At 69.1% G+C, this 23,198-nt stretch carries 25 protein-coding genes and 3 tRNA genes; 18 read left to right on the top strand and 10 right to left on the bottom strand.

Features of this window, described 5'->3' with window-relative positions:
- From LI92_RS12265 to LI92_RS12255, 3 genes are all read left to right on the top strand, one after another.
- Positions 1–462 carry a protein disulfide oxidoreductase gene (locus tag LI92_RS12265; RefSeq protein WP_082109684.1) on the top strand — a complete coding sequence of 154 codons (462 nt, stop codon included), beginning with the start codon at positions 1–3 and terminating at the stop codon, positions 460–462.
- Positions 459–1,286: a cytochrome c biogenesis CcdA family protein gene (locus LI92_RS12260; RefSeq protein ID WP_046319245.1), complete on the top strand. Its 828-nt coding sequence runs from the start codon at positions 459–461 to the stop codon at positions 1,284–1,286. The genes LI92_RS12265 and LI92_RS12260 overlap by 4 nt, the downstream gene beginning before the upstream one ends.
- Before the next feature lie 191 nt (positions 1,287–1,477).
- On the top strand, positions 1,478–2,590 hold the full coding sequence (locus LI92_RS12255) for a 6-phosphofructokinase (RefSeq protein ID WP_046319244.1): 1,113 nt from the start codon (positions 1,478–1,480) through the stop codon (positions 2,588–2,590).
- Between the two features lie 34 nt (positions 2,591–2,624).
- Here LI92_RS12255 and LI92_RS12250 read toward each other — a convergent pair whose 3' ends face one another.
- Genes LI92_RS12250 through LI92_RS12235 form a run of 4 tightly spaced genes read right to left on the bottom strand, consistent with a single transcriptional unit; the run spans position 2,625 to position 5,168 of the window.
- Positions 2,625–3,242 carry an RES family NAD+ phosphorylase gene (locus LI92_RS12250; RefSeq protein ID WP_152665446.1) on the bottom strand — a complete coding sequence of 206 codons (618 nt, stop codon included), beginning with the start codon at positions 3,240–3,242 and terminating at the stop codon, positions 2,625–2,627.
- A complete protein-coding gene (locus tag LI92_RS12245) occupies positions 3,235–3,750 on the bottom strand; it encodes a hypothetical protein (protein ID WP_046319242.1) in 516 nt (171 codons plus the stop codon). The genes LI92_RS12250 and LI92_RS12245 overlap by 8 nt, the downstream gene beginning before the upstream one ends.
- Before the next feature lie 48 nt (positions 3,751–3,798).
- Positions 3,799–4,659, bottom strand: a complete 861-nt coding sequence (locus tag LI92_RS12240; RefSeq protein WP_046319241.1) for a cytochrome c biogenesis CcdA family protein — start codon at positions 4,657–4,659, stop codon at positions 3,799–3,801.
- Complete coding sequence (locus tag LI92_RS12235; protein ID WP_192830042.1) at positions 4,656–5,168, bottom strand: redoxin domain-containing protein; 513 nt, start codon at positions 5,166–5,168, stop codon at positions 4,656–4,658. The genes LI92_RS12240 and LI92_RS12235 overlap by 4 nt, the downstream gene beginning before the upstream one ends.
- A gap of 118 nt (positions 5,169–5,286) precedes the next feature.
- On the opposite strand from LI92_RS12235, the gene cynS reads away from it, so the two are divergent.
- Entirely contained in the window at positions 5,287–5,736 is a 450-nt protein-coding gene (gene cynS / locus LI92_RS12230) for a cyanase (RefSeq protein ID WP_046319238.1), read from the top strand.
- 11 nt (positions 5,737–5,747) lie between these two features.
- The gene (locus LI92_RS12225) at positions 5,748–6,800 is read left to right on the top strand and encodes a patatin-like phospholipase family protein (RefSeq protein ID WP_046319236.1); all 1,053 of its coding nucleotides are present in this window, start codon (positions 5,748–5,750) and stop codon (positions 6,798–6,800) included.
- Between the two features lie 4 nt (positions 6,801–6,804).
- Here the strand turns inward: LI92_RS12225 and LI92_RS12220 are convergent, their stop codons facing one another.
- Together LI92_RS12220 and LI92_RS12215 are read right to left on the bottom strand one after the other, a co-directional pair.
- Entirely contained in the window at positions 6,805–7,638 is an 834-nt protein-coding gene (locus LI92_RS12220) for a DUF8453 domain-containing protein (protein ID WP_046319234.1), read from the bottom strand.
- Positions 7,639–7,649: 11 nt separating this feature from the next.
- Positions 7,650–8,372, bottom strand: a complete 723-nt coding sequence (locus LI92_RS12215; protein WP_192830041.1) for an MBL fold metallo-hydrolase — start codon at positions 8,370–8,372, stop codon at positions 7,650–7,652.
- A 191-nt stretch (positions 8,373–8,563) separates the two neighbouring features.
- Between LI92_RS12215 and LI92_RS12210 the strand changes: the two genes are divergently transcribed.
- The 11 genes from LI92_RS12210 (at position 8,564) to rplA (ending at position 13,252) form a co-directional block, all read left to right on the top strand.
- Positions 8,564–8,636: transfer RNA gene (locus LI92_RS12210), tRNA-Thr, on the top strand.
- A gap of 38 nt (positions 8,637–8,674) precedes the next feature.
- Positions 8,675–8,748: transfer RNA gene (locus tag LI92_RS12205), tRNA-Met, on the top strand.
- 45 nt (positions 8,749–8,793) lie between these two features.
- The gene (gene rpmG / locus LI92_RS12200; RefSeq protein WP_024440978.1) at positions 8,794–8,961 is read left to right on the top strand and encodes a 50S ribosomal protein L33; all 168 of its coding nucleotides are present in this window, start codon (positions 8,794–8,796) and stop codon (positions 8,959–8,961) included.
- Positions 8,962–8,972: 11 nt separating this feature from the next.
- Positions 8,973–9,449 (top strand): (3R)-hydroxyacyl-ACP dehydratase subunit HadA, encoded by a 477-nt coding sequence (gene hadA / locus LI92_RS12195; RefSeq protein ID WP_046319232.1) that lies wholly within the window; start codon positions 8,973–8,975, stop codon positions 9,447–9,449.
- A complete protein-coding gene (hadB, locus tag LI92_RS12190) occupies positions 9,436–9,864 on the top strand; it encodes a (3R)-hydroxyacyl-ACP dehydratase subunit HadB (protein ID WP_046319230.1) in 429 nt (142 codons plus the stop codon). The genes hadA and hadB overlap by 14 nt, the downstream gene beginning before the upstream one ends.
- Before the next feature lie 12 nt (positions 9,865–9,876).
- Positions 9,877–10,377 (top strand): (3R)-hydroxyacyl-ACP dehydratase subunit HadC, encoded by a 501-nt coding sequence (hadC, locus tag LI92_RS12185; protein WP_046319229.1) that lies wholly within the window; start codon positions 9,877–9,879, stop codon positions 10,375–10,377.
- 159 nt (positions 10,378–10,536) lie between these two features.
- A tRNA-Trp gene (locus LI92_RS12180) sits at positions 10,537–10,609 on the top strand.
- 79 nt (positions 10,610–10,688) lie between these two features.
- Positions 10,689–11,129 (top strand): preprotein translocase subunit SecE, encoded by a 441-nt coding sequence (gene secE, locus LI92_RS12175; RefSeq protein ID WP_046319228.1) that lies wholly within the window; start codon positions 10,689–10,691, stop codon positions 11,127–11,129.
- A gap of 23 nt (positions 11,130–11,152) precedes the next feature.
- Positions 11,153–11,935: a transcription termination/antitermination protein NusG gene (gene nusG / locus LI92_RS12170; protein ID WP_046319227.1), complete on the top strand. Its 783-nt coding sequence runs from the start codon at positions 11,153–11,155 to the stop codon at positions 11,933–11,935.
- A 25-nt stretch (positions 11,936–11,960) separates the two neighbouring features.
- Complete coding sequence (rplK, locus tag LI92_RS12165) at positions 11,961–12,389, top strand: 50S ribosomal protein L11 (RefSeq protein ID WP_024440984.1); 429 nt, start codon at positions 11,961–11,963, stop codon at positions 12,387–12,389.
- Between the two features lie 155 nt (positions 12,390–12,544).
- Positions 12,545–13,252 (top strand): 50S ribosomal protein L1, encoded by a 708-nt coding sequence (gene rplA / locus LI92_RS12160; protein WP_046319226.1) that lies wholly within the window; start codon positions 12,545–12,547, stop codon positions 13,250–13,252.
- A 130-nt stretch (positions 13,253–13,382) separates the two neighbouring features.
- Here rplA and LI92_RS12155 read toward each other — a convergent pair whose 3' ends face one another.
- The 4 genes from LI92_RS12155 to LI92_RS12140 form a co-directional block, all read right to left on the bottom strand.
- The gene (locus tag LI92_RS12155; protein ID WP_046319224.1) at positions 13,383–14,273 is read right to left on the bottom strand and encodes a cyclopropane mycolic acid synthase family methyltransferase; all 891 of its coding nucleotides are present in this window, start codon (positions 14,271–14,273) and stop codon (positions 13,383–13,385) included.
- 151 nt (positions 14,274–14,424) lie between these two features.
- Positions 14,425–15,288: a cyclopropane mycolic acid synthase family methyltransferase gene (locus LI92_RS12150; RefSeq protein WP_046319223.1), complete on the bottom strand. Its 864-nt coding sequence runs from the start codon at positions 15,286–15,288 to the stop codon at positions 14,425–14,427.
- A 116-nt stretch (positions 15,289–15,404) separates the two neighbouring features.
- Entirely contained in the window at positions 15,405–16,310 is a 906-nt protein-coding gene (locus LI92_RS12145) for an alpha/beta fold hydrolase (RefSeq protein ID WP_046319222.1), read from the bottom strand.
- Positions 16,311–16,312: 2 nt separating this feature from the next.
- Positions 16,313–17,668 carry an ABC1 kinase family protein gene (locus LI92_RS12140; protein ID WP_046319220.1) on the bottom strand — a complete coding sequence of 452 codons (1,356 nt, stop codon included), beginning with the start codon at positions 17,666–17,668 and terminating at the stop codon, positions 16,313–16,315.
- Positions 17,669–17,780: 112 nt separating this feature from the next.
- Between LI92_RS12140 and LI92_RS12135 the strand changes: the two genes are divergently transcribed.
- Positions 17,781–21,959, top strand: a complete 4,179-nt coding sequence (locus tag LI92_RS12135; protein WP_046319218.1) for a glycoside hydrolase family 38 N-terminal domain-containing protein — start codon at positions 17,781–17,783, stop codon at positions 21,957–21,959.
- On the top strand, positions 21,959–22,873 hold the full coding sequence (locus tag LI92_RS12130; protein ID WP_046319217.1) for an ROK family protein: 915 nt from the start codon (positions 21,959–21,961) through the stop codon (positions 22,871–22,873). The genes LI92_RS12135 and LI92_RS12130 overlap by 1 nt, the downstream gene beginning before the upstream one ends.
- The last annotated feature ends 325 nt before the right edge of the window (positions 22,874–23,198 follow it).

The raw sequence follows: 23,198 nt of genomic DNA, 5'->3' as shown, positions 1-23,198 counted from the left end.
GTGTATAAGAGACAGCTGCTCGTCGGCCTGGCCGCGCCCCCGGCCGCGACGGCGGCCGATGAACGACTGCAGTTCGCCACCACCACCATCGACGGGGCACCCTTCAACGGTGCCGGGCTGCAGGGCAAGCCGGTGGTGTTGTGGTTCTGGACGCCGTGGTGCCCGTTCTGCAATGCCGAGGCACCGTCGGTGAGCCAGGTGGCCGCCGCCAACCCGCGAGTGACGTTCGTGGGGATAGCGGCACACTCCGATGTGGCGGCTATGCGCGACTTCGTGGCCAAGTACCACTTGAACTTCACCAACCTCAACGACGCCGACGGCGCGATCTGGGCGCGCTTCGGGGTGCCCTGGCAGCCTGCCTATGTGTTCGAACGCTCCGATGGCACCTCGACGTTCGTGAACAACCCGACTTCGGCGATGTCGCAGAAGGAGTTGTCCGACCGCGTCGCGGCTTTGGCGTGAACCCCGAACTGCCCGCGCTGGCCTTCGCCGCAGGGCTGGTGGCCGCCCTCAATCCGTGCGGTTTCGCGCTGCTGCCCGCCTATCTGGCGCTGGTGGTGCGCGGGCCGGGCGGTGGCACCGGGGTCGCCGTGGGCCGGGCGCTGGTGGCCACCGCGGCCATGACCCTGGGCTTCCTGGCGGTGTTCGGTGTCTTCGGGCTGCTCACCGTCGCGGTGGCCCAGCGGGTGCAGCGGTATCTGCCCTACGCCACGGTGGTGATCGGCGCCGCCCTGGTGGCCGTCGGGGTGTGGTTGCTGGCGGGACGGCGGCTCGCGGTGATGTCGTGGGGTGGGCGGTGGGCACCGACTGCCCGGATCGGATCCATGTTCGGTTACGGCATGGGCTACGCGAGCGCATCCCTGGGTTGCACCATCGGTCCTTTCCTGGCGGTCACCGGGGCGGCACTGCCCGCGGGCACGTCCGGGGCGCTGGTCTACCTGGCCTACGCGGCCGGCTTCGGGCTGCTGGTCGGGGTTTTGGCGGTCGCCGTGGCGCTGGCCAGTTCGGCGCTGATCTCCCGGATGCGCCGCAGCACCCGCTTGGCCGGCCGGATCAGCGGTGCACTGCTGGTCGCCGTCGGGCTCTACGTCGGCTACTACGGCTACTACGAAATCCGGCTGTTCGAGCTGGGCGCCGGGGCCGATGACCCGGTGCTGGCCGTGGCGGGCCGGCTCCAGGGCGCGCTCGCCGGGTGGGTGCATCAACACGGGGCCTGGCCCTGGCTGTCGGTGCTGGCGCTGATCGCCCTCGGGGCGCTGGTGCGGGCCCGCCGGCCCGGTCATTGACGCCCGCTCGCAGCCCCCCGGCCCGCCACGATAAGAGGGCGCCGCACCTGGTGGCCTCGTAGGCTGACAGGCGTGAAAGCCGTTCGTTGCCCCAATTCCGAACCTCCGGTCGCCGACTCACCGACTCCGATCCCGTCCCGGGCCGCCACGATCCCGCTGCGCCCCACGGGCTCGGTGCCGGAGGTCGTCGGGTGAGCGCGGGCATCAAGCGCATCGCGATCAGCACCGGCGGCGGCGACGCGCCCGGTCTCAACGCCGTCATCTACGCCGCCACGCTGGCCGCGCAGAGCCGGGGCTGGGACGTCGTCGGGATCCGCGACGGCTACAACGGGTTGCTGCTCGGCGACGAGTACCCCGACGGCGGGGTGATCGAGCTGACGCGGAACCGGGTCCGCGGCATCATCCACCAGGGCGGCACCATTCTGGGCAGTACCAACCGCGGGAACCCGATCGCCTACCCGGTGCAGCAGCCCGACGGCAGCTGGATCGAACAGGACCGCACCGAGGAGCTGCTCGAATGCTTCGACCGGCACCGCATCGACGCGCTGATCACCATCGGCGGTGACGGCTCGCTGGCGATCGCCAATCACCTGCATCAGGCGGGGCTGCGGTTGGTCGGGGTGCCCAAGACCATCGACAACGATCTGGAGTGCACCGCGGCGACGTTCGGCTTCGACAGTGCCGTCGACTTCGCCTCGGAATGCATCGACCGGCTGTTCTCCACCGCCACCTCGCACAGCCGGATCATCGTCGTGGAGGGGATGGGTCGCTACGCCGGCTGGATCGCCCTGCACGCCGGGATGGCCTCGGGAGTGCACGCCATCTTGATCCCCGAAATCCCGTATCGCCTTGAGCCGGTGGCGGCGCTGATCAACGAACGCGCGCAACGCGGTTCGACCTACTCGATCGTGTGCGTGGCCGAAGGAGCCAAACCGGTGGGCGGGGCACACACCGTGGCGGGCAAAACGGTGGGCCAGGCCGAGCGTCTGGGCGGGGTCGGGGCCAAGGTCGCCGCCGAACTCGAGGCGCTGACCGGGCGCGAGTCGCGCGCCGTGGTCCTCGGGCACCTGCTGCGCGGCGGTTCGCCGAGTTCGGTGGACCGACTGCTGGGCCTGCGGTTCGGGGCGGCGGCGGTGCGCGCCCTCGACGAGGGACACAGCGGGGGGATGGTGGCGCTCAACCCGCCGACGGTGGACTACGTGCCGTTGGCTGCGGCCACCCGCCAGCTGAAAGTGGTTCCGCCGGACTGCGACGCCATCCAGACCGCGCGCGACCTGGGCATCCGCTTCGGCGACGAGCAGTGATTCCGCGGCGGCACTCGGCGGATCGGCGCAGATTTCAGTAGCAGACGGTGAAGCCGTGCCGCAGCACCAGATCCGCTGTCACGTCCGGGCGCTGCTGCAATGGCCACGCCTCGATGTCGAACGCGGCGCCGGCGAAGAAGGCGTAGTTGACCGACGTCTCCGGAGTGGTGCGGGAGCGGTAGACGATCGCGTCCGGGCATTCGTCGGGCTGCGGCCACCAGCGCCGCACCGCGTCCGCCAACTGCTGGCAGGTGGTCCACACCGCGTCGTGCTGTCCGGTGCTGATCTGATCGTCGACACCGAGTGCGTCGAGGTTGCGTTCGGTGCGCAGATCGAGCACCCGCAGGTGCCGGTTGGCCGACAGCCGGACCAGGTGGTGGCCGGCGTGGTCTGCCGGGATCAGCAGTCCGGTCAGCCGGTAGCGTTCCCGAAAAGCGCCGAGGAGATCGGCTGCCGCGTACCGGGTGCGGAACATCGCCGACGGCGGATCGAAGCGATAGCGCGGTTCGGCGAACCCCGTCCAGCTCCACTGGTCGGGATGTTCGGCGTCGAGACGCCACAACTGGGTCCCGGCGGGGATCCGGCGGCGACGCAGGCCGCCGGGCCGGGCATCGGGGAGCGGGATCCGGTAGCCGGCGGGAAGTTCAGGCACCGAGCGAGGTGAGCAGTCGACGCGCGGCCGGCGCGGTCTCGGGGTTCCGGAGCGCCTCGGCGATCGAGATGCCGCCCAGCTCGTCATGGGTGAGCCGCATGATGCGATCGGCCGCCAGCGGGTCGGTGGTGAACCGGCCCAGCAGCTCCAGGATCTGGGGCAGGTCGGGGCGCGGGCGCGCGTCGTCGAACTGCCAGGCCGGGAACCAGGTCTGGTTTCCCACGGCCGCGCCGATGAGCTTGCCTCGGCTGCGCAACCGGTGCACGGCCTGCGGGGTGCCGAGCCGCAGGAGTTCCTGGACCTTCGGGGTGGGCAGCCCCCCGGCGACGAAGTCGTCGATCACCGCGGCGCGGCGCTGGTCGTTCAGGGCGTGGGCGGCGATGCGCTCCAAGGTGCCCTGGGGTGCCGTCGGCGCGTCCAGCAACGCGTCGAGCACCTGGGCGAACCCGGCGTCGGTGCGGGCGCGCTCGGCGACTTGACGGGCGATCGGAGCGACGGCGGTGGGCATGCCGTCAATACTACCCGGCGTCGGCAGCTATTGAAACAATCGAAACAGTCAGCTGTCGCCGGTACCCCGGCGGCGCACCAGTGCGCGCCGGCTCAGCGCACCGGCCACCAGCACGCCGATCGCGCCCAGCAGCGGCCAGGCGCCCAGCGCATCGACGTGACCGGCTAGCCAGGACTGCACCGCGCTCGCCGCACCGATCACCCGGTCATCGGCATCGGCGCCGGTGAAGTACAACCGCATCTCGTAGCAGCCGTAATAGCCGACGTAGAGGCCGGTCGCCACGACGAGCACCCCGGCGATCCGGCCCACATGCGGCAACACCCGCCGCAACGCCGCGGTGGCCGATGAACCCGCCCACGCCACCGCCAGCGCGGCTACACCGACAGTGATGCTCATGCCGACGGCGTAGGCGGCGAACGCCAGGATCCCGGCCAGCGCCGCCCCCTGCCGGAAAGTCATCGACACCACCGCCAGAAACGGCGCGACGGTGCACGACAGCGACGCCACGGCGTAGCCGACGCCATAGCCGTACATCGATCCCAGCCGCGCAGTCGGCGCTTCGCGCAGCGGGCGGGGCACCAGCACGGCGATGTCACGACCGGTCAACAGCCATATCCCCGCCGCCAGCAGCCCCGCCCCGATCACCACGGTGGCCAACGGCAGGTACCTCTGCGCCGAGGCCAGCAGCGGCGAGACCGCAAGTCCGAAGATCCCGAACACCGTCACGAACCCGGTCGCCATCACCACCGTCGCCGTCGCCGCCCGGCCCAGCGCCACCGGACGCGAGGTGCCGCCGCTACCGGCGATCACCAGCCCCAGATACCCGGGCAGAAACGCGAACCCGCACGGGTTCAACGCCGCCACCATTCCGGCTCCCAGCGCGAAATCGACAGCGGCGGTGTCGATCACGAACCCGTCAGCGCCTGCAGCCGCCTGCTCAGCTCGACTTCGGGCAGCGAGCCCGTGGCCACCTCGATCCGGCCATCCGGGTGCAGGAAGGCGTACGAGGGCTGGCGGGTCACCCCGAAGCGGGCCCACACCGCGGCGTCGGTGTCGGCCAACTCGGTGAAGCCGTCGACGCCGTAGCGGGCGGCGAAGGACCGCAACGTGTCCGGCCGGTCCTGTGCCCCCACCCCGACGAACGTCACCTTCGGGTGTGCGGCGGCCAGCCGGGCGACCATCGGCGCATCCCGTTGGCACAGCGGGCACCACGGCGTCCAAAACCACAACACCGCCGGCCTGCCGCTCAGGCTCGCGCCGGAAAAGGGCCGGCCGTCCAGGGTTTGGGCGGTGAAATCCAGTTGGGCGTTCTCGGCCCCGGTCTGCGAGCCGCAGCCGAAGATCAGGACGGCGATCGCCGCCAGGGTCATGAGCGCAACGGCTGATCGACGACGCCCAGGGGCCGTGTCAGGGGGCATGGCGGCGAGTATGCCACCGGATTCCGCCGCGCCGACGCACCCCCGCAGGCCGCGTTGCGGCGCCGGCATCGGTGCGCCGCCGCATCGAAGTGCGAACCGTTACAGGCATGCTGGTGGCATGAACCGAAGCCAGATCACCGAGCAGATCATCGCCGCGCGCCTCGCCAAGGGCCTGACATGGCAGGAGTTGGCCGACGCGGTCGGCAAGCCGGTCGTATGGACCACCTCGGCCCTGCTGGGGCAGCACCCCATTCCCGCCGAGCTGGGTGCGAAGCTGGCGGACCTGCTGGAGCTGGACCCGGCGGTGGTGCCGGTGCTGGCCGCGGTGCCGATGCGCGGCGGGCTCGGCGGGCCGCCCACCGACCCGACCATCTACCGGCTCTACGAGGCGATCGGTGTCTACGGGCCGGCGATCAAGGAGCTGATCCACGAGCAGTTCGGCGACGGCATCATGAGCGCCATCAACTTCAGCATGGACATCCAGCGCAGGGAGCACCCGGGCGGTGACCGGGTGGTGATCACCCTCGACGGGAAGTTTCTTGGCTACGAATGGAATTCAGCGGACTGACTGGTCCGTCGATGCCCACCCGCCGAGCGGGCGACACCCCGCCGCTGACCGCCGACCTGGTGTTGTCGGGCGGGGGAGTGCGGTTCGTCGGACTGGTCGGAGCGGTGGTCGCGCTGATGGACGCCGGCTACTCGGTGCAGCGCATCTCCGGGGTGTCCGGCGGCTCGGTGGTGGGCACGATCCTGGCCGCCGCCAGCCAGGGCCACCAGCTGAGCGCCGCACAGGTCAAAGAGCTGGCGCTGTCGGTGCCGCTGCGCTCGTGGCGCGACGCGGCTCCGGTGCCCCTGGTGGGGCCGGTGTGGGGATTCCTGCGCGACAGTGCCCTCTACCGCGGCGACGTCGCCCACCGGTGGATCCGCGGCGAGCTGGCCAACCTGGGCGTACACACCTGGGGAGATCTGGCCTACCCCGCCGATGACCTGATGCCCGAACGGCGCTACCGAGCCGTGGTCACCGTGACCGATGTGACCACCGGTCAGCTGGTCCGGCTGCCGTGGGACTACCGGCGGGTCTACGGGCTCGACCCCGACGAGCAATCGGTCGCCGACGCGGTGCGTGCCTCGATGGCGGTCCCGTTCTTCTACCGCCCGGTGACACTGACCAGCGCCGCCGGGCTGCGGTCCACCCTCGTCGACGGCGGGGTGCTGTCGAACTTCCCGATCTACACCTTCGACCGGCTCGACGGCAGACCGCCGCAGTGGCCCACCTTCGGTGTCACCGTGGTCCCGGAGATCTCCGACGGCGTGGGGGCCATGGTTCCGGTGCTGCGCCCGCTGCGGCTGTTCGGACAGGCACTGCTGCTGGAGAACCTGATCAGCACCATGCTGGTCGGTCACGACCAGACCTATCTGAACCAGCCGTGGGTCAGTGTCCGCGCCATCAAGGTCCACTCCACCGACGTCAGCGTGCTCGACTTCGACATCTCCCGCGCCCGGCTCGAAAAGCTCTACGACAACGGCTACGCCGCGGCGAGCGAGTTCCTGACCACCTGGGACTGGGCGGCCTATCTGCAGCGGTTCCGCGCGGCCCACTACCCGCCCACACCGCCGGTGGGCCCGAACTGACGCTTTAGTTGCGGTGCTTGCCCAGCTCGGCGCTGGCATCGCCGAGGCGCACCGTGATGTCGGTACTTCCGGCGGCCTCGAGCTGCTCGCGACCGCGCAGCCGATCCTGAATCTCGCGCGCCGCCCCGTTGATCCGCTCGATCTCGGCGCGGAACGCGTCCGGGCGGGTCTCCTTGCTGGCGTAGTGGAAGTAGCTGAGCAGACTGCGCAGCAGTTCCAGCTTCTGCTTCTCCCGCTTGGCCAGGTCGTGCGTCGTCATCAACTCCACGCGGCGCACCGGCGGCAGATCCTTCCAGTCCAGGACCACCTTGTTCTCGTAGCGGGGGTGCTTACCGCGCCGGCCGAACCAGCCTTTGGGTTCGTCGGGGCGGTCGGCGTAGCTGACCGTGCCGGTGAACCGCGACTCGATGGCCTCGCCGAGCTCGGCGCGGTCGATCGCCGAGTCCCACACCGTCCGCCACTCCTGGTTGGGGGCCAGCACCGTCAGTTCCGCGGGCAGCTGCAGCGCCACCACGTCGGCATAGCCGTCGGAGGCGGTCTCGTAGCGGGCGACGGTGGGCGGCTGGTCGAACGCGAACCGGATGTCGTAGGCGGCGGTCTTGCCGAAGTTGCGAACCACCAGCTCGATGACGTGCCAGTCCGCGGCGTGCGGCTCCATGAACATCGCCACGTGCGGGCGGGTCTGCTCGGCCGCCAGCTTGCGGTTGCGCTGCAACTGACGGTTCAGATAGATCAGGGCCAGCACCGTGATGACGATGGCCAGCCACGCGGCCCAGGCCAGCCAGGTGGTCGCGCTCGCCTGGGCGACGTCGTACAAGCGGTCCTCGACTGAATCCATCGGCCTTCCCCTCATCCGCCCATCAGCATGCGCCACCTGTCCAGGTTTGCGGCGCTGAATACGTAGTTGGATCGCTTGACCTCCGACAGCGCGGCGCTGGGGTCAGCCGAATACCAGTGCCCGGGGAACACCGTCGGGTCGCCCGGCAGCGCGGCCAACTGCTGCAGACTGCGGAACATCTCGTCGGAGTCGCCGCCGGGGAAGTCGGTCCGGCCACAGCCTTCCAAGAACAACGTGTCGCCGGCGACCAGCCGGCCGTCCACCAGGAAGCACTGGCTGCCGGGGGTGTGTCCGGGCGTGTGCAACAGCTCGATGTCGACGGCGCCGACGCTGACCCTGTCGCCGTGATCGTGTGCGGTCAGATCGGTCATGGGAATTTCGGTGACCCGCGAAACCCACTGGGCTTCATGGGCATTCACGTGCACCGGAACACTGACTCGCTCGAGCAGCTCGGCCAGCCCCTTGAGTTCGAAACCCATCATCTTGCCGCCCACGTGGTCGGGGTGGTGATGGGTGACCAGCACGCCGGCAAGGCGCATGCCGTCGGCCTCGAGGGTGTCGAGCAGATCGCCGGCGGCGTAGGCCGGGTCGACCACCACCGCCTCGCCGGTCTCGCGGTCCCCGATCAGGTAGGCGAAGTTGCGCATCTGCGCGGCCATCGGGTCACCGGCGGCGAAGTCGCGTCCGGAGAGCAATTGACGGAAATACAGCCGGTCGGAGTCTCCCACGGCCATCAGCCTAAAGCAGCGGCCATGGGCGCCGCGGCGAAGCCGGGCGGGGGGTGCAGCGCCGGCGCGCGTCGGGAAACATCACCGCCGGTGCGGGGTGGCAGGCCGGGTTCTTCCGGTGCGGTTTGGTGACCTCGTGGGCGAGGTTGTAACCTTCTACAGGCTTGCAGCACCCGAAGGGGGCGCTGGAGGCGAAGGCCCCCTTAGCTCAGTCGGCAGAGCGTTTCCATGGTAAGGAAAAGGTCAACGGTTCGATTCCGTTAGGGGGCTCGGTGGACGCCGGGCCTGCTGGCAGGTGTATTACCCGCGGCGATGTAGCTCAGTTGGTTAGAGCGAACGACTCATAATCGTTAGGTCGCCGGTTCAAGTCCGGCCATCGCTACTACGAGAACCTAGCGCAACAACAGATGGAAAGAGGGCAGCTGACGTGGCCTCCAGCACCGATGTGCGGCCGAAGATCACTTTGGCCTGTGAGGTGTGCAAGCACCGCAACTACATCACCAAGAAGAACCGCCGCAACGACCCCGACCGGCTGGAGCTGAAGAAATTCTGCCCCAACTGCGGCAAGCATGAGTCGCACCGCGAATCTCGCTGAGTAGGTCCGGCGTGTCGTTGGCAGAGCGCCTCGCCGGGGCGCAGTTTCGTTACCCCGACTACTACGAGGTGGATCGGGAAAAGATCCGGGAGTACGCGCGCGCGGTCAAAGCGGTGGATCCGGCCAGCTTCGACCTGCGGGAGGCCGCCGGCCTGGGCTACGACGGGTTGGTGGCTCCGCTGACCTACATCTCGGTGTTCGGGCACATGGCCATCTCCGGTTTCTTCGCGCACTGCGGCGTCACCACCGATGACGCGCAGATCGTCCAGGTCGACCAGAAGATCGAGTTCCACCGGGCGATCACCGAAGGCGACCGGCTCTACTGCGACGTGTCGGTCGAGTCCGTGCGCCGCGCGCACGGCACCGACATCATCGTGACCAAGCAGGTGGTCACCGACGACGCCGGCAACATCGTGCAGAAGACGTATACGACATTGGCCGGTCGTGCCGGCGAGGGAGATAAGGGTTTCAACGATGGCGTTGCGTGAGTTCAGTTCGGTCAAGGTCGGCGATCAGCTGCCCGAGCGGGTCATCCCGCTGTCGCGACAGGACCTGGTCAACTACGCCGGGGTGTCCGGCGACCTCAACCCGATCCACTGGGACGACGAGATCGCCCAGCAGGTGGGCCTGGACACCGCCATCGCCCACGGCATGCTGACCATGGGGCTCGGCGGCGGCTACGTCACCGCCTGGGTGGGTGACCCGGGCGCGGTGACCGAGTACAACGTGCGCTTCACCTCGGTGGTGCCGGTGCCCAACGACGGCAAGGGCGCGGAGATCACCTTCAGCGGCCGGATCAAGTCCGCCGACCCGGAGACCAAGACGGTGACCATCGCGCTCACCGCCACCACCGGCGGAAAGAAGATCTTCGGTCGGGCGGTGGCCTCCGCCAAGCTGGCCTAGAGAAGCGCGGCTATGGCGATCAAGACTGATATCCGGGGCATGATCTGGCGTTACCCCGAGCCGTTCATCGTGGGCCGCGAGAAGATCCGCGAGTTCGCCCGCGCGGTCAAGGCCGACGATCCCGCCTGCTTCGATGAGGAGGCCGCGGCCGAACTGGGCTACGACGCACTGGTGGCACCGCCCACCTTCGTGGCGACGCTGGCCAAGCTGGTGCAGTCCGACTTCTTCCGTCACGTCGACACCGGCTACACCACCATGCAGATGGTGCAGGTCGACCAGGGCTTCACCTACCACAAGCCGATCAAGGCCGGCGACATTCTGATCGCCCGGATGGAGATCTCCTCGGTCAACGAGCGTTTCGGTGCTGACATCGTCACCACCCGCAACATCTTGACCAACGAGAACGGCGACGTGGTGCTCGAGGCGTTCACCACCATGATGGGTCATGACGGTGATGCTTCGGTCAATCTTCGGTGGGATGCGGAATCCGGTCAGGTCGTCCGAACAGCCTGATTAGTAACTGGCCGTCGCGTCGGGGTACACTCGGACCTCGGGGTTTTCCCAGCATTGGCGCGCTTTCCGTGAGGCGAACGGGGGGCGCGCGAATTGTGTGAGCCGGAGACGGCGCACAGGTGAAGCTTCCGAACCCGCAGGTTGGTACGCCAACCGCGAAGGGGCGTAGCTCAACTGGCAGAGCAGCGGTCTCCAAAACCGCAGGTTGCAGGTTCAAGTCCTGTCGCCCCTGCTGACGTGCCATGGTGGACACTGGACACCATGCGCGGTACGGCAATGAGGTAAGCGCGCGAACAACGAAGGAGCATGCGGTGACCGACGAGCTCGACCGTCCCGCAGCCGACGGCGACAGCGATGCCGAGTCCGGCCGCAGCAGTCGCACGGCCGTGGTGAACCGGCAGGTCGGCGACCCGCTGCGGCCCACCGGCAAGCGTTCGCGCCGTCGTGCTGCAGGTGACGGGGTCGAAGATGTGGACTCCACCGCCACCGAGCTGGGCGCCGACGACACCGGCAAGGCCGCCAAGAAGAAGGCCAAGAAGAAGTCCGACGGGCCCTCGCGCAACCCGTTCGTCTTCGTACTCAACTTTCTCAAGCAGGTCGTCGGCGAACTTCGCAAGGTGATCTGGCCGAACCGCAAGCAGATGGTCACCTACACCGCGGTGGTGCTGGCATTCCTGGTCTTCATGGTGGCGTTGGTCGCCGGGGCTGACTACGGATTCGCCCGGCTGGTGCTGCTGGTGTTCGGCGAGTGAAGTTATAGGAAGGACTGACAACCGTGACTACCTTCGACGGCGATACGCCTGCGGGCGAGCCGGTCGACGTGGCGGCGAGCACCGAGGTCCCCGCTGAGGACTCCGCAGTGGAGGCCACCGAGTCTGACGCCCCAGAAGCCGCAGAAGCCGCAGAGGCGGCCCAGGACGAGCCGGCCGAGGAGCTTGACCCCGCGGCGGCGCTGAAGGCCGAGCTGCGCTCCAAGCCGGGCGACTGGTACGTCATCCACTCCTACGCCGGCTACGAGAACAAGGTGAAGGCCAACCTCGAGACCCGCGTGCAGAACCTGGACGTCGGCGACTACATCTTCCAGGTGGAGGTTCCCACCGAAGAGGTCACCGAGATCAAGAACGGCCAGCGCAAGCAGGTCAACCGCAAGGTGCTGCCGGGCTACATCCTGGTTCGGATGGATCTCACCGACGACTCCTGGTCGGCGGTGCGCAACACCCCGGGCGTGACCGGGTTCGTCGGCGCCACCTCGCGGCCGACCTCGCTGCCGCTGGACGACGTGGTCAAGTTCCTGCTCCCACAGGGCGGGGCCAAGAAGCAGGCGCGTGGCACAGCGAGCGCCGCTGCCGCCGCCGCCGAGGGCGGTCTGGAGCGGCCGATCATCGAGGTGGACTACGAAGTCGGCGAGTCGGTCACCGTGATGGACGGCCCGTTCGCCACGCTGCCCGCCTCGATCAGCGAGGTCAACGCCGAGCAGCAGAAGCTCAAGGTGCTGGTGTCCATCTTCGGGCGCGAGACGCCTGTCGAACTGGCCTTTAACCAGGTCTCAAAGATTTAGTACGCAGGAAAGGAAACACCCCCTCATGGCCCCGAAGAAGAAGGTCGCCGGGCTGATCAAGCTTCAGATCAAGGCAGGCGAGGCCAACCCCGCGCCGCCGGTCGGACCCGCACTTGGTCAGCACGGCGTGAACATCATGGAGTTCTGCAAGGCGTACAACGCCGCGACGGAGAGCCAGCGCGGCAACGTCATCCCCGTGGAGATCACCGTCTACGAGGACCGCAGCTTCACCTTTGCGCTCAAGACCCCGCCCGCGGCGCGGATGCTGCTCAAGGCCGCCGGCATCGCCAAGGGTTCGGCCGAGCCGCACAAGACCAAGGTTGCCAAGGTGACCTGGGACCAGGTGCGCGAGATCGCCGAGACCAAGAAGGCCGACCTCAACGCCAACGACATCGAGGCGGGGGCCAAGATCATCGCCGGTACCGCCCGCTCCATGGGCATCACCGTCGAGTAGCAGCACCCCTCATCGAAGGGACCGAGCACGACCGAGCGGGGCGAGGAACGAGCCCCAGCGAGGGAAGGCGAGGGAGAGTTCGATGAGAACAGACAGCGTGGGAGGGCCAGCTTCGGCCCGCCGACCACAACCAACCATCTGAGATTGGACAACCGATGAGCAAAACCAGCAAGGCCTACCGCGCCGCCGCCGAGAAGGTGGACCGCGACAACCTCTACACCCCGCTGCAGGCGGCGAAACTGGCCAAGGAGACGTCGTCGACCAAGCAGGACGCCACCGTCGAGGTGGCCATCCGGCTGGGTGTCGACCCGCGTAAGGCCGACCAGATGGTGCGCGGCACCGTCAACCTGCCGCACGGCACCGGTAAGACCGCGCGCGTGGCCGTCTTCGCGGTCGGCGAGAAGGCCGAGCAGGCCATCGCCGCCGGCGCCGACGTGGTCGGCAGCGACGACCTGATCGAGAAGATCCAGGGCGGATTCCTCGACTTCGACGCCGCGATCGCCACCCCGGACCAGATGGCCAAGGTGGGCCGGATCGCCCGCGTGCTGGGCCCGCGTGGCCTGATGCCCAACCCCAAGACCGGCACGGTGACCCCCGATGTCGCCAAGGCCGTCGCCGACATCAAGGGCGGCAAGATCAACTTCCGGGTGGACAAGCAGGCCAACCTGCACTTCGTGATCGGCAAGGCGTCCTTCGACGAGAAGAACCTGGTGGAGAACTACGGTGCCGCCCTCGATGAGGTGCTGCGGCTCAAGCCGTCGTCCTCCAAGGGCCGCTACCTCAAGAAGGTCACGATCTCCACGACGACGGGCCCCGGCATCCCGGTGGACCCGGCGGTGACCCGCAACTTCACGGCCGAATAAGACGCACCGAAAAGCCCCCGTCACGCGTGCGCGTGCGGGGGCTTTTCGCTGCGCGCAGACAGCCTAAGACCTACCGAAAAGCCCCCGTCACGCGTGGCGCGTGCGGGGGCTTTTCGCTGTGTTCAGGTGATCAGGCAGGCTGCTTGACGTAGGTGACCAGACTGACGTCCAGGCTCTCGTCGGTGAAGTAGTACTCGCAGCCGCGCAGGTACTTCATGTAGCGCTGGTAGACCTCTTCGGACTGGATGGCCACAGCCTCGTCGTGGTGGGCCTCCAGCGCGTCGCCCCACATCTTGAGCGTCTTGATGTAGTGCGGTCGCAGCGAAAGCGCTTCGGGCACGGTGAAACCGGCCTTTTCGCCGTGCTCCACCATCATCTTGGTGGTGGGCAGGCGCCCGCCCGGGAAGATCTCGGTCAGGATGAACTTGATGAACCGGGCGGTTTCGAACGTCAGCTTCTTGCCGCGTGCGTTGAGCTCATAGGGGTGGAAGCTCACGCTGCTCTGGATGGCCATCCGCCCATCGGCCGGCATGATGTCGTAACACTTCTTGAAGAACGCGTCGTAGTTCTCGAAACCGAAGTGCTCGAAGGCCTCGATCGACACGATCCGGTCCACCGGCTCGTCGAACTGTTCCCAACCCTTGAGCAGGACGCGCCGCGACCGGTCGGTGTCGATGGCGTCCAGCAGGCCCTGGGTGTAGGCGTGCTGGTTCTTCGACAGGGTCAGGCCGATCACGTTGACGTCGTACTTCTCGACGGCCCGCTTCATGGTCGCGCCCCAGCCGCAACCGACATCCAGCAGCGTCATACCGGGACGCAGGTCCAGCTTGTCCAGGTTCAGGTCGAGCTTGGCGATCTGAGCTTCCGCCAAGGTGGCGTCCGGGGGCTCGAAGTACGCGCAGCTGTAGGTGCGGCTCGGATCCTGGAACAGCGCGAAGAAATCGTCCGACAGGTCGTAGTGGGCCTGGATATTTTCGAACTTCGGACGCATCTCCGCGGTGTCTGTTGCTTTGTCCACCATGTGTGACTGATTGCCTTCCTGATGAAACCCGCTGTGAGTCGGACGTGATGTCCGCCACGCCGGTCAACTGTTGAAGCTTAACGGGTCGAGGGGGTGAATCCGTTGAGGTGAAATCTAGCCAAGCCGGAAGTCGCGGCAGGCCAATCCGGGGTTATTTCTGCAGCGTGTACTGGTGGACGCTGGTGTTACCGTTCCGGAACAGTGCCACACAGCCGTTGAGGTACTTGTCGAAACGGTCGTAAGCCTCCTGGCCCTGCACCTCGATGGCCCGCTCCTTGTTAGCCGCCAGCATCGCCGCCCAGTCCTGCAGGGTGCGTGCGTAGTGCGGCCCGATCTCGTCGTCCCGGGTCACGGTGAAACCGGCGTCGGCGGCGTACTTGCGGGGCAGCCACGCCGACGGAAGCTGACCGCCGGGGAAGATCTCCCGCATGATGAACAGGGTGAACTTGGCGAGCGACATGGTCATCGGAATGCCCTTTTCCTGGGCCTCGTCCTGCCCGCTGATCGCGGTGATCGTGTGCAGCAGCATCCGGCCGTCGTCGGGCAGCGCGTTGTAGGCGGTCTCGAAGAAGGCCGACCAGCGGTCGCGGCCGAAGTGCTCGAACGCGCCGATCGACACGATCCTGTCCACCTTGTCGGTGAACTCCTCCCAGCCCTGCAGCCGCACCTCGACGTTGCGGCTGGTCTCCACCTTGGCCAGCCTGTCGATGGCGTACTGGCGCTGCTCGCCGCTGAGGGTGAGCCCGATGACGTTGACGTCGTACTTCTCCAACGCGCGCTGCATGCAGCCCCCCCAGCCGCAGCCCACGTCGAGGAGCGTCATGCCGGGCTCCAGGCCCAGCTTGCCCAGCGCCAGGTCGAACTTGGCGATCTGTGCCTCGTCGCAGGTGGTGTCCTTGTCGGGATAGAACCCGCAGGTGTAGCCCATCGTCGGACCCAGGAACAGCTCGTAGAACTCGTTGGAGATGTCGTAGATCGACTGAAGTTCTTCGTACTTCGGTTCCAATTTCGGCATGGCTGTGTCAACTCGCGATCTGTCTCAATGAGGGGAGGGTGTGGACAGACTACCGTTGCTGGACTGTTATGAGCACTTCGGCGTGGCATTGGCCCCCGCCAGGCCGGCGGGCAAGGCTAGCGTGCCGCAGCGAATGTGGTGGTCAGCTCGCTGATCAATGGATCCCACAGCTCTTCGGGCAGGTCGTGGCCCATGCCCTCGTACAACACCAGACGTGCCGATTCAATGGTCTCGGCGATCGCCCGTCCACCCGCCGGACGCATCAGCTTGTCGGCCAGGCCGTGGATGACCACGGTGGGCGCCGTGATCAGCCGGTCATAGGCGGCCAGGCTGCCGCTGGCCAGGATGGCCCCGAACTGGCGGGCGATTCCCCACGGGGAGTAGCTGCGCTCGTAGGCCTCGATGATGTTGGCCCGCAGTTTCTCCTCCGGAGTCGGGTAACCGGGGCTGCCGATGATCCGACTGGCTCGCACCGCGTTGTCGATGATCACTTCGCGCGGGGAGTCCGGCGACGGTCCGGTCAGCAGCGCCATCAGCGCCCGCGGTGCCGGCGGCGGCAGGAAACGCCGGTTGTTGCTGGAGAAGATGATGGCCAGCGAACGGGTCCGGGCGGCGAACCGGGCCGCGAACACCTGCGCGATCATGCCCCCCATCGAGGCGCCGACCACATGCGCCTGCTCGATACCCAGGTGGTCCAGCAGGGCGGCGGCGTCGTCGGCCATGTCTTCGAGGGTGTAGGGCGCCGGGCTGGGCTTACCCAGCCAGAACCGGGCCATGCGCGGGACCACCGCGTCACGTCCGCGATGGTGGTCGAGCTTGCTGGACAAGCCGACGTCGCGGTTGTCGAAGCGGATCACCCGGTGGCCCTGGGCCACCAGCTTCTCGCAGAAGCCGGTGCGCCACAGCAGCAGCTGGGCGCCCAGTCCCATCACCAGCAGCACCGGGGGATCCTCGGGGTTGCCCAAGTCTTCGTAGAAGATCTCCAGATCCCCCGAGCGGGCGTGGCCGCTGCGTATCTCCACGGTCAGACTCCCGGCTCTTCGGTGTGGTCTTTGTGCTCGCGGCTGACATCGACCATGAAGTTGGCGAAGTAGCCGGTCAGCTGCGGATCCGACATCATCTGCCAGCGCGGGGCCAGCAGCTTCATGTACCGCTCCACATAGAGGAACTGCTTGCCGATCAGGACCAGCTCCCGCGGCAGCTTGACGTCGTAGGCGTCGGCCAATGCCCCGAGCTGCCGACCGATCTCGGCATAGGACATGTCGCCCAGCGACTTCATGGTCAGCGGCGTGGCGAACGCCTCGAGGTCCTTGGCGGCCTGGCCCTCGGGCTTGACGGTGCCCACCGCACCCATCAGCACCACGATCTTGCCGGCGGCGGCGTGGTCCTTCTTGACCAGCAGCGCATACACCAGTTCGCGCAGCAGCCAGCGGGTGCGCGGGTCGATGCGGCCCATGATGCCGAAGTCCAGGAACACCACCCGGCCCTGGTCGTCGACCAGCAGGTTGCCGGCGTGCAGGTCGCCGTGGAACAGCCCGTGCCGCAGTCCGCCTTCGAAGGTGGAGAACAGCAGCGCCTTGACCAGCTCCACGCCGTCGAATCCGGCCTTGCGGATGGCGGGCGCGTCGTCGATGCGCAGTCCCGACACCCGCTCCATGGTCAGCACCCGCTCGCTGGTGAAGTCCCAGTGCACGTCGGGCACCTTGATGTTGCGGCCCAGGGGAGAGGCGTGCAGGTGCGAGACCCAGGTCTGCATCGACTGGCCCTCGATGCGGAAGTCCAGTTCCTCGGCCAGGTTGTCGGCGAAATCGGCGACCACATCCCCGGCCGACAGCCGCCGGCCCAGCTTGGCCAGCTCGACCACCTGCGCGAACCGCTTGAGGATCTGCAGGTCGGCGGCGACCCGGCGGCGGATGCCCGGCCGCTGAATCTTGACCACCACCTCCTCGCCGCTGTGCAGGGTGGCGAAGTGCACCTGGGCGATCGACGCCGATGCGATCGGGGTCTCGTCGAACTTGGCGAACAGCTCCTGCGGCTCGGCGCCCAGTTCTTCGACGAACAACTGGTGCACTTCGGCCGGGTCGGCAGGCGGGACGGCGTCGAGCAGCCCGCGGAACTCCCGCGACAGCGGCTCGCCGAATGCGCCGGGGCTCGAGGCGATGATCTGGCCGAACTTGACGTAGGTGGGACCCAAGTCGGCGAACGTCCGGGGCAGCTCGCGGATCACCTTCTGCTGAATCGGACCCGGCGAGAGCAGCCGGGTGAAGACACGGGTGGCGGCGCGGGCGAGCTGCCAGCCCGTCACGCCGATACGGGCCGCCTCAACCGGCAACGGCACCCGATCGAGCTGGGCGACCTGGCGGGGTGGGGTCGAACTCATTGCTGCAGTCTGCCAAATCGGCGGCGGAAGTTCTCCCTGCGACCGCCGCAGCGGCAAACGCGGGCAACGCGAAGGCCGGGCGCGGTGGGGCGCGCATCCGTAGGTTTGAGCCATGCGGATCCTCGAGGTCGAAGCGACCGAGAAGTTCGTCGGGCCCCCTGAGGCGCCCGTGCAGTTGGTCCGGGTCGGCTACCGCGACGCCGCCGCGGGCGCTGCGGTCCGCATCGACGGCGACGGCCTGGCCGGGGAATCGACGGCCGAGCCGGGCAGCGGGGTCCTGGAGGTCCCGGTGACGGTCGACAGCCCGGTGCCGGGCCAGCAGCGGGCCGCAAGGGCCAACGGCGTCGAGTTCACCTTCACTGTGGCCGAGCCCGGCTGGACCCTGTTCATGGTCGGCCACTTCCACTACGACCCGGTGTGGTGGAACACCCAGGCCAACTACACCAGCGTGTGGACCGAGCACCCGCTCGGGGCGTGCCGGCAGACCAACGGCTGCGACCTGGTGCGGGCCCACCTGGACTGGGCCCGCGACCATCCCGAGTACAAGTTCGTGATGGCCGAGGTCGACTACCTCAAGCCCTACTGGGACACCCACCCGCAGGACCGCGCCGAACTGCGCCGGCTGCTCGCTGAGGGCCGGGTCGAGGTGGTGGGCGGCACCTACAACGAGCCGTCGACGAACCTCACCGACGCCGAGACCACGATTCGCAGCCTGGTGGCCGGGATGGGCTTCCAGCGCGACGTCATGGGCGCTGATCCGGCCACGGCGTGGCAACTCGACGTGTTCGGCCACGATCCCCAGTTCCCGGGGCTGGCCGCCGACGCCGGGCTGACGTCCAGCGCCTGGGCCCGCGGACCGTTCCACCAGTGGGGCCCGATGGCCGAGCGCGGCGATCCCCGGCGGATGCAGTTCCCCAGCGAGTTCGAATGGATCGCGCCGTCGGGCCGCGGCCTGCTGACCCACTACATGCCCGCGCATTACGCGGCCGGCTGGTGGATGGACGCCGACGCGTCGCCGGCGGCCGCGCAGGACGACGTCTACCGACTGTTCGTCGACATGAAGAAGGTGGCCGCCACCCGCAACGTCCTGTTGCCGGTGGGCACCGACTTCACCCCGCCCAACCGGTGGATCACGCAGATCCACCGGGACTGGAACGCCCGCTACACCTGGCCGAGGTTCGTCTGCGCCCTGCCGCGCGAGTTCTTCGCCGCGGTGCGCGCCGAACTGCGGCAGCGCGGGGCCGAAGCGTCCCCGCAGACCCGCGACATGAACCCGATCTACACCGGCTGCCACGTGTCCTACATCGACACCAAGCAGGCCAACCGGGCCGCCGAACAGGCGACCCTGGGCGCGGAGCGCTTCGCGGTGTTCGCCGCGGCGCTGACCGGCGTGCCCTACCCGGACGCGGCCCTGGCCAAGGCCTGGGCGCAGCTGTGTTACGGCGCCCACCACGACGCGATCACCGGCTCGGAGGCCGACCAGGTCTATCTGGACCTGCTGACCGGCTGGCGGGATGCCTGGCAGCTGGGCACGCAAGCCCGCGACAACGCTCTGGCGGCGCTGTCGGATCTGGTGGAAACCGGTCGCGACGGGCAGCACCTGGTGGTGTGGAACCCGGTGGCCCGGGACCGGGCCGACATCGTCACCGCGCACCTGGCGGACCCGCTGACGGCCGGTGCCCGAGTCGTCGACTCCGACGGCAACGAGCTCGCCGCCCACGTCGACCACGGGGGCGCCACGCTGAGCTGGCTGGCACGTGACGTGCCGTCGCTGGGCTGGCGGTCCTACCGGGTACTCCCCGCCCCGGATGCCCGCGGCTGGCAACCGGTGGCCGGCACCGAGATCGGCAACGAGCACCACCGGCTGGTTGCGGACCCGGCGCGCGGCGGCGGCATCGCGTCGTGGCGCCACCGGGGCCGGGAGATGATCGTCGACGGCGGATTGGGCAACCAGCTCGCCGTCTACGACGAATATCCCCGGCACCCGCAGTCCGGTGAGGGACCGTGGCATCTGGTGCCCAGCGGCAACCTGTTCACCTCGGCGGTCGCCACCGCCGTGACCGTGCAGGCCCAGCACGGCCCGCTGGGGCAGCGGCTGGTGGTGTCCGGCCGGATCCGCGACGTGCTGGCCTACACCCAGACCCTGACCCTGTGGCACGGGGTGGACCGGGTGGACTGTGCCACGACCGTGCACGAGTTCACCGGGGCCGACCACCTGCTGCGGCTGCGCTGGCCCTGCCCGATCCCCGGCGCCATGCCCGTCGCCGAGGTGGCAGACGCGGTGATCGGCCGCGGCTTCGCGGTCCTGCACGAGCCCAGTGGGCGTTCGGTGGACACCGCGCAGTACCCCCGCACCCTGGACACCTCCGCCCACCGGTGGTTCGGCCTGTCGGCGACCGTGCGGGTCAATGCCGGCGGCGGCAGCCGAGCGGTGTCGGTGGCCGAAGTCGTCCGCCCGGCCGGGCTCGCGCCGCCGCGCGAGTTGATGGTCGCGCTGGTGCGGCACGGGGTCACCGCCACCTGTTCGCAGGCCGAGGGGCCCCGCTACGGCGACCTCGGCGTCGACTCCAACCTGCCCGACGTCCGTATCGCCCTGGGCGGGCCGGACCGCAACGGTTTCACCCGGGCGGTGCTGGCCGACGCCGATCCGGCCTACACCGCCGAGCTGGTCAGCCAGCTCGAGCGGCACGGCCGGGGCAGGGTGTGGGTTCCGGCGCAGACCCCGCTGGCGCGGGTCTGGGTTCCCGGAGCCGACCTGACGCGCCCGCGAGCCCTGCCGGTGCTGGTGCTCGCCGCCCGCGACGATGACGCGCTGGCGGCCGAGATCGCCCGGGTGGCCGACGACCTGGCCGACGCCCAGATCGAGGTCGAGCAGGACGTCAGCGCGCAGATGGAGCCCTTCGAGGCCCGCACTGTCGCGCTGATCAACCGGGGCGTGCCCAGTTTCGCCGTCGACACCGCGGGCACCCTGCACACCGCGTTGCTGCGCTCCTGCACCAGCTGGCCGTCGGCGTCGTGGACCGACGGCCCCCGGCGGGCCGCCCCCGACGGCAGCGCCTTTCAGCTGCAGCACTGGACACACACCTTCGACTACGCGCTGGTGGCCGGCGACGGCGACTGGCGCGACGCGCAGATCCCGGAGCGCAGCGCGCAGTTCGCCGATCCGCTGCGGGCCGTCCCGGCGGCCGCAGGCGGTGGCCGGCTGCCGGCGAGCGGATCGTTGCTGCGCCTCGGCGACGGCGTGGGCCTGGGTGCGCTCAAGGCTGCGGGAAATCCGCTGGCCCGCGGCAGCGCGGCGCCGGTCGACCCGAGCGCCGTCACCCTGCGGCTGGTGGAGACCCACGGGACCGGGGCCGCGGTCTCGGCGCACAGCGATGTCGGCTCGCTCACCGTCCTGGGCCGCGCCGACCTGCTGGAACAGCCGCTCGACCAGCCCGTTCCCGACCGGCTGCACGGCTTCCAGATCGCCACGCTCACTGCGCGCCTGCGCGTCGAGGGCAGTGGTGCGGGTCGTGCGGCCACCGGCCTGGCGCCGGAGGCGGAGGCGGCGCAGCCGCTGTACGCCCGATACTGGCTGCACAACCGCGGCCCCGCGCCGTTGGGCGGTCTGCCGGCGATCCCGGCGGTGCACCCGCACCGGGTCGACGCCGATCCGGGCACCCAGCACAACCTCGAGCTGACCGTGGCCAGCGACTGCGTGGACGCCACGTTGAGCGGCGTGGTGACGTGGCAGTGCCCGCCGGGCTGGGCCGTCACCCCGAACGAACACCAGGTGCACCTGGCGGCCGGGGAGCATCGGCGCGTGCCGGTGAGCGTGCGGGTGCCGGCTGCCGCTCACCCGGGGCTTTACCCGCTGCGGGCTCGACTCGACCTGTCCGGCGCACTGCCGCGGGCCTGGTCGCAACCGGTCGAAGACGTGGCCGTGGTGCGCGTCGGAGATCCGGGCACCGACCGGCTGCTTTATGTCGAAGACCTCGAGGAGCTCGAGGTCACCGCGGGGCGCTCGGAACGGCTGAGCGTCACGGTCGGCACCGACGCCCACGCCGACCTGGCGATCGAGGCGCACCTGATCAGTCCCTGGGGCACCTGGGAGTGGGCCGGGCCCCCGGCGGTCGGTGCCGTCGTGCCGGCCGGCGGGCGGGTGGAGCTGGGCTTCGACATCGCTCCGCCGGCGTGGACCCAGCCGGGCGCCTGGTGGGCGCTGGTCCGGGTCGCCGGGGCGGGTGCCCTGGCCTATTCGAACGCTGTGCCGATCGCGGTGCTGACGCCGAGCCCGGTGGCGGTCGACTGATGGGCGCAGTTCTCGCGCTGGACGTCGGCGGAACCAAGATCGCTGTGGGCCTGGTCGATTCCGGCGGGGCGCTGACCTACACCGCTGCCCTGCCCACCCGGGCCGATCAGGGCACCGAGGTGGTGTGGTCGGTGGTGGCCGAGCTGATCGCCGGCGCCCTGGACGCCGCCGGTGGACGGGTGGACGCGGTCGGCATCGGCTCGGCCGGGCCCGTCGACGTCGGCATCGGTACGGTCAGCCCGCTCAATATCGCGGGCTGGCGCGGCTTCGCCCTGCGTGATCGGGTGGCTGCGGCGGTGCCCGGCGTGCCGGTCCGCCTGGGCGGCGACGGGCTCTGCATGGCGCTCGGCGAATACCGGTACGGCGCCGGGCGCGGCACGCGATCCATGCTGGGGATGGTGGTGTCGACCGGGGTGGGCGGGGGCCTGGTGCTCGACGGCGTCCCCCTGCACGGCCGTACCGGCAATGCGGGGCACGTCGGGCATGTCGTGGTCGATCCGCAGGGCGAGGTGTGCCGCTGTGGCGGGCGCGGTTGCGTGGAGACCATCGCCTCCGGCCCGGCGATGGTGCGCTGGGCGCTGAGCAACGGCTGGGTCCCGCAAGCCCCGGCGGCCGACGCCAAGGCGCTGTCCGCGGCCGCGCAAGCCGGTGACCCGGTGGCCGTGCAGGCGTTCCGGCGTGGCACCGACGCACTGGCGGTGATGATCACCTCGGTGGCGGCGGTGTGCGACCTGGATCTGGTGGTCATCGGTGGGGGAGTCGCCAAGTCCGGGGCCGTGCTGTTCGGCCCGCTGCGGACTGCGCTGGGGCAGCGGGCCCGGCTCGATTTCCTGAGCGGGTTGCAGGCGGTGCCCGCCGAACTCGGCGGGGACGCCGGGTTGGTGGGCGCCGCCGTCCTGGCCACTCTGGAATGACTCTGCGCCCACCAGGCAAAAGTGCGAGAAGGCCCCGTGGTGGGCGCAGAGTCAACGAGTGGCTGCGGACGCCGTTTTGGCCAAACGGCGCATGTCGGGCTAGGGTGATGGGCGATCCACCGAAGACCGTCGGTCACCGAGCAATCGGTTGAAGGTCCGGGAAGTATCCCGGCGGCCCACGCAGGAGGACGAGGCACCGGCGCAGCCGGCACGTATCTGTGACGCCCCGACCGCATCCTGCGTCGGGGCGTTCGTCATTTCCCGGGTGGGTCACCGAGACAAGTGTGACTTGAGACAAGCACAGCGACCTGTCTCTTATACACAT

The sequence above is a fragment of the Mycobacterium sp. UM_Kg1 genome (assembly GCF_000972925.1).
Lineage (GTDB): Bacteria > Actinomycetota > Actinomycetes > Mycobacteriales > Mycobacteriaceae > Mycobacterium > Mycobacterium hiberniae.
Note: the sequence above shows the minus strand (reverse complement) of the source record. Positions and strands in the feature narration are given on the sequence as shown.

Excerpts from the sequence above, each read along its gene's own strand:
- LI92_RS12150 (WP_046319223.1), bottom strand. The coding sequence starts at position 15,288 with ATGCCGAAATTGGAACCGAAGTACGAAGAACTTCAGTCGATCTACGAC.
- hadB (WP_046319230.1), top strand. The coding sequence starts at position 9,436 with ATGGCGTTGCGTGAGTTCAGTTCGGTCAAGGTCGGCGATCAGCTGCCC.
- cynS (WP_046319238.1), top strand. The coding sequence starts at position 5,287 with ATGAACCGAAGCCAGATCACCGAGCAGATCATCGCCGCGCGCCTCGCC.
- LI92_RS12245 (WP_046319242.1), bottom strand. The coding sequence starts at position 3,750 with ATGCCCACCGCCGTCGCTCCGATCGCCCGTCAAGTCGCCGAGCGCGCC.
- LI92_RS12155 (WP_046319224.1), bottom strand. The coding sequence starts at position 14,273 with ATGGTGGACAAAGCAACAGACACCGCGGAGATGCGTCCGAAGTTCGAA.
- rplA (WP_046319226.1), top strand. The coding sequence starts at position 12,545 with ATGAGCAAAACCAGCAAGGCCTACCGCGCCGCCGCCGAGAAGGTGGAC.
- rplK (WP_024440984.1), top strand. The coding sequence starts at position 11,961 with ATGGCCCCGAAGAAGAAGGTCGCCGGGCTGATCAAGCTTCAGATCAAG.
- LI92_RS12135 (WP_046319218.1), top strand. The coding sequence starts at position 17,781 with ATGCGGATCCTCGAGGTCGAAGCGACCGAGAAGTTCGTCGGGCCCCCT.
- LI92_RS12215 (WP_192830041.1), bottom strand. The coding sequence starts at position 8,372 with ATGGCCGTGGGAGACTCCGACCGGCTGTATTTCCGTCAATTGCTCTCC.
- LI92_RS12130 (WP_046319217.1), top strand. The coding sequence starts at position 21,959 with ATGGGCGCAGTTCTCGCGCTGGACGTCGGCGGAACCAAGATCGCTGTG.
- LI92_RS12220 (WP_046319234.1), bottom strand. The coding sequence starts at position 7,638 with ATGGATTCAGTCGAGGACCGCTTGTACGACGTCGCCCAGGCGAGCGCG.
- LI92_RS12140 (WP_046319220.1), bottom strand. The coding sequence starts at position 17,668 with ATGAGTTCGACCCCACCCCGCCAGGTCGCCCAGCTCGATCGGGTGCCG.
- LI92_RS12235 (WP_192830042.1), bottom strand. The coding sequence starts at position 5,168 with ATGCCCCCTGACACGGCCCCTGGGCGTCGTCGATCAGCCGTTGCGCTC.
- hadC (WP_046319229.1), top strand. The coding sequence starts at position 9,877 with ATGGCGATCAAGACTGATATCCGGGGCATGATCTGGCGTTACCCCGAG.
- LI92_RS12225 (WP_046319236.1), top strand. The coding sequence starts at position 5,748 with ATGCCCACCCGCCGAGCGGGCGACACCCCGCCGCTGACCGCCGACCTG.